The organism is Stenotrophomonas sp. 05L44_2 (genome assembly GCF_056665995.1).
This window is the reverse complement of the sequence record NZ_JBFTNR010000193.1, coordinates 1-5,879: the sequence shown is the minus strand read 5'-3', so window position 1 is coordinate 5,879 and position 5,879 is coordinate 1. Positions and strand designations below refer to the sequence as shown.

Below are 5,879 nucleotides of genomic sequence, written 5' to 3'. Positions count from 1 at the left end.
GGTACATCCGCAGTTGAGCGCCTTCACCGCCGTGCTCGAAGAAGGCAGCTTCGAGGCCGCCGCACGCCGCCTGTCGATCAGCCCGTCGGCGTTGTCGCAACGGATCAAGGCGCTTGAAGACCGGCTGGGCCAGGTGCTGGTGGTGCGCCAGGCCCCGTGCCGGCCTACTGCTGCCGGCGAAGTGCTGCTGCGGCGGGTGCGGCCGATGCAGGCACTGCAGGCCGAAGCGCTTGCCGAACTGCTGCCGGAACGCGRCAGCGATGCCACCCGTACACCGATTCCGCTGGCGGTCAACGACGATTCGCTGGACACCTGGTTCGTCGCCGCCATCGCCGAGCTGCACCAGCGCCACGGCTACCTGTTCGACCTGCGCATGGACGACCAGGACCACACCCTGGAACTGCTGCGCACCGGCAGCGTGCTTGGCGCGGTCACCGCCGAACGCAGACCGCTGAAGGGTTGCAACGTGCATCCGCTGGGCGCGATGCGCTACCACGCCATCGCCTCACCGGCATTTGCGCGCCGCCACTTCAGCACGGGCATGCAGGCCGAGGCGTTGGCCTCGGCGCCGATGATCGTGTTCAACCGCAAGGATGAACTGCAATGGCGTTTCCTGCGCAGGCTCACCCGCGCGCGAATGCAACCGCCCGTACACTACCTGCCCTCCTCCACCGGCTTCGTCGATGCTGCCGCGCGTGGGCTGGGCTGGTGCCTGGCACCGGAGGCCCTGGTCAGGCCAGCGGCAGAGGCCGGACAGATAGTGGTGCTGGAACCGCGTCGCTGGCTCGACGTACCCTTGTTCTGGCAGCATGCCGCCGTGCGTTCGAGCACGTTGCAACACATCACCCACGCGCTGCGTACCGCCGCGGGCAATACCCTACGTTGAAAAGAGCATGATCCAGACCACCGCAGACCCCGGCTTCACGCGCGGACCACTACCGTTTGCCCACTTCTTCACTACAGGAACGGCATGCGCCTGAGCTGCCCACGGACAAGGATGCATCGCGCGCTCGGCGCTGCCGGCCTGGCCTTGCTGGCCAGCCTGCCGCTGGCTGCAGCGGCACAGACCAGCGCGCCTCCCGCACTGGAATGGGAACAGGCGCGGCAGCGTCTGGAACAGGTCTCCGACGCGCTGGCCGCTGCTGATGCCGGCGTGCGCAACAAGGAAGACCTGCACGAGGCCACCCGCCTGCTGCGCCTGCCGGAGATCACCGGCGAAGTGCGGCGGCTGCAGTTCCAGAAGACACTGACCCTGCCGCTGGGCTCGCTGGCGCCGGTGGCCGAAGCCTTTGGCATCGACTCASCGCTGTCGTTCACCGAGCGCGACTGGCGCACACGGCCGGTGGTCACTGCGGTGCTGCCGCTGTACACCGGCGGCCTGATTCCGGCCGCGCAGCGTGCTGCCGGCGCGGCCAGCGAACAGGCCAGCGCCGAGCGCGAAGCGCAGCGGCAGTCGCTGACCGTGCAACTGGCCCAGGCCTACTTCGGTCAGCGCTTGGCCGAACAGGCAGTGGTCGTGCGCCGCGACGTGCGCGATGGCTTGAACCGCCACCTGTCCGATGCCGAGAAACTGGAACGCGAAGGCTTCGCCACGCGTGCGCAGCGCCTGCAGGCCACCGTCGCCCGCGACAAGGCCGAGCGCGAGTACCAGAAGACGCTCAATGATCTGGCCACGCTGAAGGCTGCGCTGGCCACGCTGTTGCGCAGTGGCGGCGATGTGCAGCCGCTGTCGCCGCTGTTCGTGCAGCGCGCGCCGCTGGAACCGGTCGCCAGCTTCGAGCGCACCGCGCAGGCACGGCAGCCGCAGATCGCCCGCCTGCGGGCGATCGTGGCGCAGGCCGAACAGGGCGTGCGCGTGCAGCAGGCCAAGCTGAAGCCAACGGTATTCCTGTTCGGCCAGTACGACTTCCGGCGCCGCGACGAAATGCTGACCGATCCGGACTGGGCGTTTGGCATCGGCCTGAAGTACACGTTCCTGTCGCCGAACTCACGGCCGGCACAGATCAGTGCGGCACGCGCGCAGCAGGAACAGGCCGAGGCCGGCCTGCGCGAGGCCGAGAACCAGGTCGCGCTGGGTGTGCGCAAGGCCTGGAACGAGCTGGAAACCGCACGCCAGCAGTTCGTGCTGCTGGACAGCAGCATCGCCCAGGCCGACGAGAACCTGCGCCTGCAGGAGCTGGCCTTCCGCGAAGGCCAGGCCACCTCGCTGGACGTGATCGACGCACGGCTCGGTCTTGGCGGTGCCCGCGTTGAACGTGCGCAGGCCGCCTACCAATACGATATCGCCTTGGCACAACTGCTCGAGGTGAGTGGACAGATGGACCGCTTCGAAGACCATCGGCGGCGTGCAGACGAGGTAATTGATCATGAGTGATGTGTTGCACGACGAAGCAACGACGCCCCCGGGCAAGCGCCGGCTGGGGCCGATTCTGATGGTGGTGCTGCTGGTGGCGGTGGTGCTGGGCCTGTGGCTGGCCTGGCGCAGCCCCGCCGACCAGATCCAGGGCATGGCCGACGCCGACACCCTCAACGTGTCGGCCAAGATCACCGCGCGCGTGGCCGAACTGAAGGTCCGCGAGGGCGATCGCGTGCAGGCCGGGCAGGTGCTGTTCCTGCTCGACAGCCCCGAAGTAGCAGCCAAGGAACAGCAGGCACACGGCGCACTGGCTGCGGCGCAGGCGGTGGCCGACAAGGCTGCCGAAGGCGCACGCAGCGAAGACATCCGCGCGGCCGAAGCCAACTGGAAGCGCGCCGAAGCCGGTGCCACGCTTGCCGATGCCACCTACCGGCGCGTGCAGAACCTGTTCAACGAAGGGGTGATGACCCGGCAGAAGCGCGATGAAGCGGCGGCCCAGGCCACCAGCTCGCGCGAACTGGCCCGCGCCGCCCGCGCCCAGTACGACATGGCGTTGACCGGCGCGCGCGAACAGGACAAGCGTGCCGCGCAGGGCCAGGTGCAGCAGGCCCAGGGCGCGGTGGCGGAAGTCAACGCCGCGCGCGTTGAAGTGGAAGGCCGCGCGCCGGTGGCCGGCGAGATCAACAAGCGCATGGCCGACCCGGGCGAACTGGTACCAGCCGGCTACCCGGTGTTCACTCTGGTCGACATCGACCGCATGTGGGTGTCGATGAACCTGCGCGAATCGCAGATGCAGGGCCTGAAGGTCGGCAGCAAGCTGCAGGGCAGCGTGCCGGCACTCGGCAAGGACGGTGAGTTCGAGGTCTACTTCATCAATCCCGCGGGCGACTACGCCACCTGGCGCACCACCCGCCAGTCATCGGGCTATGACGTGCGCAGCTTCGAAGTGCGGGTGCGCCCGGTACGCCGCATCGAGGGCTTCCGCCCCGGCATGAGCGTGCTGTTCGCATGGCCGCAGCACTGAACACCAGCCGCAGCAGCTTCGGCAGCTCATGGCAGCGCGAACTGCGCCGGTTGCGCAGCAGCCGTGCGGACCTGGCGCTGGTCACCGTGCTGCCACTGTTGATGCTGGTGGTGATGGCCTGGATGTTCTCCGCATCGGTGATGCGCGATGTGCCGATTGCCGTGGTCGACCTTGACCACAGCAGCGACAGCCGCCTGCTGCTGCGCATGCTCGACGCCAGCCCCGGCGTGCGCATCGCAAGCCAACCGGTCGATATGGATGAGGCGCGCGCGCAGCTGCGTCGGCTGGAGGTGTTCGCGGTGGTGCTGGTGCCGCGCGATGTGACCCGCCAGGCGCTTCGCGGCCGGCAGGGCACGGTGTTTTCCTATTACAACGCCACCTACATGACCACCGGCCAGTCCGCCGCGCGGGATATCGGCGACGCGGTCTCTGCGTGGAACGCGCGGTTGCTGCGCGAACGCATCGGCCTGCAGGTCGGGCCGGGCAAGCTGCGTGCCGCCCCGATCGCGGTGCAGTCGGACATCCTGTTCAATCCGGCGCGCAGCTACGAGCTGTTCCTGCTGCCACTGATCTTCCCGGCGGTACTGTCGCTGGTACTGGCGCTGGCCGTGGCCGGCAGCCTCGGCCGTGAGATCCGCGACGGTACCCTGCCCGCCTGGCTGGGCCATGCACCATGGTCGGCCATTGCAGGCAAGGTGCTGCCCTACGTGCTGCTGTTCTCGTTGTACGGCGCGCTGGGCGCGGCCTATCTGGCCTGGCTGCGTGGCGACGGCATCGCTGGCAGCGTGCTTCTGCTGCTGCTCGCACAGCCGCTGTTCTACCTGGCCACCGCGGCCTATGCCCTGTTCTTCGTCGGCGTCACCCGTGACATGGGCACGGCCCTGTCCGCCGTGGGCCTGAGCATCGGCACCGCGCTGGCGTTCTCCAGCGCCACGTTCCCGGTGATCGACGCACCGTTGTTCACCCGCGTCTGGCACCTGCTGCTGCCGCTCAGCGCCTACATCAAGCTGCAGACCCAGCAGCAGTTCATCGGCTCGCCGTTGGCGGTGTCGCTATGGCCGCTGGCCACGCTGCTGCTGATGATCGCGGTTGCTGGCGGCATCGGCGGCTGGCGCCTGCTGGCGTTCGCGCGCACGCCGCAGGCCGCGCAGCCGGCCGGGGCAGGCACATGAGCCGGATCTGGCACAGCCTGCGACAGACCCTGTTGGCCGTGCTCTGCGACCGCTACGCGATCGTGGTGATGGTCGGCGCGGTGATTCTGTACTCGTTCTTCTACCCCGCCGCCTATCGCCACCAGGTGGCCGGCAACCTGCCCGTGCTGGTCGTCGATGAAGACCACAGCGCGACCAGCCGCGAACTGCTGCGCAAGCTCGATTCGCTGCGCGTGGCCCATGTGGTCGGGCAACCGGCCGACCTGCAGGAAGCGCGCGCACAGCTGGAGGCCGGCCATGCCGAAGGCATCGTGCTGATCCCGGCCAACCTAGAACGCGACATCCTGCGCGGGCATCCGGCCAAACTGGTGCTGCTCGGCAACGGCGCCTATCTTGGCCGCGCCAGCTGGGTGCTGGGCAGCGTGGCCGATGCACTGGGTGCGTTCGGCCGTGAGGCGGCGGTCACCCAGGCCGCGTTCATGGGCGCGCCACAGGCACCACCGGTCACCCTCGTGCAGCGGCCCTTGTTCAACACGCAGGAAGGCTATGGCAGCGCGATCGTGCCCGGCGTGGCCGAACTGATCGTGCACCAGACGCTGCTGATGGGCATCGGCGTGCTGCTCGGTGGCCGCCGGCTGGTGCTGGGCCGGCGCCTGCAGTTCGACCTGCCTACCCTGACCGGCATGGCCCTCGGTTTCGGCCTGATCGGGCTGTTCGGGCTGTTCTGGTACGCCGGCTTCACCGCCTGGGTGCAGGACTATCCGCGTGGCGGCAACCCGCTCGGCCAGCTGCTCGGCGGCACCCTGTTCATCGCTGCCACGGTGGCGTTCGGGCTGTTCGTCGGCAGTTTCTTCCGCACGCGCGAACGCGCCTTCCAGTACATCATCGCCACCTCGATCCCGCTGTTCTTCCTGGCCAGCCTGTCGTGGCCGGCGGTGATGACCCCGCGCCCGCTGGTGTGGCTGGCGCAGCTGCTGCCGACCACCTCCGGCATCAACCTGATGGTGCGCCTGAACCAGATGGACGCCAGCCTGGCCGAGGTCAGCCGCGAACTGATCACCCTGGCCGTGYTGCTGGTGCTGTACGGCGCCCTCGCCCTCTGGCGTCTGCACAGCCCAAAGGGGACGAAGGGGATTAAGTCGTAGCTGGCACGGAGAGGGAGAAATCGACTTAATGCCCTCCGTCTCCTTTTACGGCTCCGGCGCGTACCAGAACGGGATGCTGTATTCGCGACGACGGCTGGGGCCGCGTTCGCCGCCGTCCACGTTCCAGACCAGTCGCAGGTCATGCCGGCCCGGCTCCAGGTCCGCCATCGGCAGATAGCCCACCAGCCCGCGCATGTCCAGGT

General features: G+C 68.5%; 5 protein-coding genes. All 5 read left to right on the top strand.

What is annotated here, in order from left to right:
* Nucleotides 1-886, top strand: an 886-nt coding sequence (locus AC1VAN_RS08735; RefSeq protein WP_480985639.1) for a LysR family transcriptional regulator ArgP, incomplete at its 5' end; no start/stop codon positions are given.
* A 111-nt stretch (nt 887-997) separates the two neighbouring features.
* A complete protein-coding gene (locus AC1VAN_RS08730; RefSeq protein WP_480985638.1) occupies nt 998-2,374 on the top strand; it encodes a TolC family protein in 1,377 nt (458 codons plus the stop codon).
* Nucleotides 2,367-3,380 carry an HlyD family secretion protein gene (locus AC1VAN_RS08725; protein ID WP_442251360.1) on the top strand — a complete coding sequence of 338 codons (1,014 nt, stop codon included), beginning with the start codon at nt 2,367-2,369 and terminating at the stop codon, nt 3,378-3,380. The genes AC1VAN_RS08730 and AC1VAN_RS08725 overlap by 8 nt, the downstream gene beginning before the upstream one ends.
* The gene (locus AC1VAN_RS08720) at nt 3,365-4,552 is read left to right on the top strand and encodes an ABC transporter permease (RefSeq protein WP_032976015.1); all 1,188 of its coding nucleotides are present in this window, start codon (nt 3,365-3,367) and stop codon (nt 4,550-4,552) included. Before AC1VAN_RS08725 ends, AC1VAN_RS08720 begins: the two co-directional genes overlap by 16 nt.
* Nucleotides 4,549-5,676 (top strand): ABC transporter permease, encoded by a 1,128-nt coding sequence (locus AC1VAN_RS08715; protein WP_032976013.1) that lies wholly within the window; start codon nt 4,549-4,551, stop codon nt 5,674-5,676. Before AC1VAN_RS08720 ends, AC1VAN_RS08715 begins: the two co-directional genes overlap by 4 nt.
* Nucleotides 5,677-5,879: the final 203 nt, after the last annotated feature.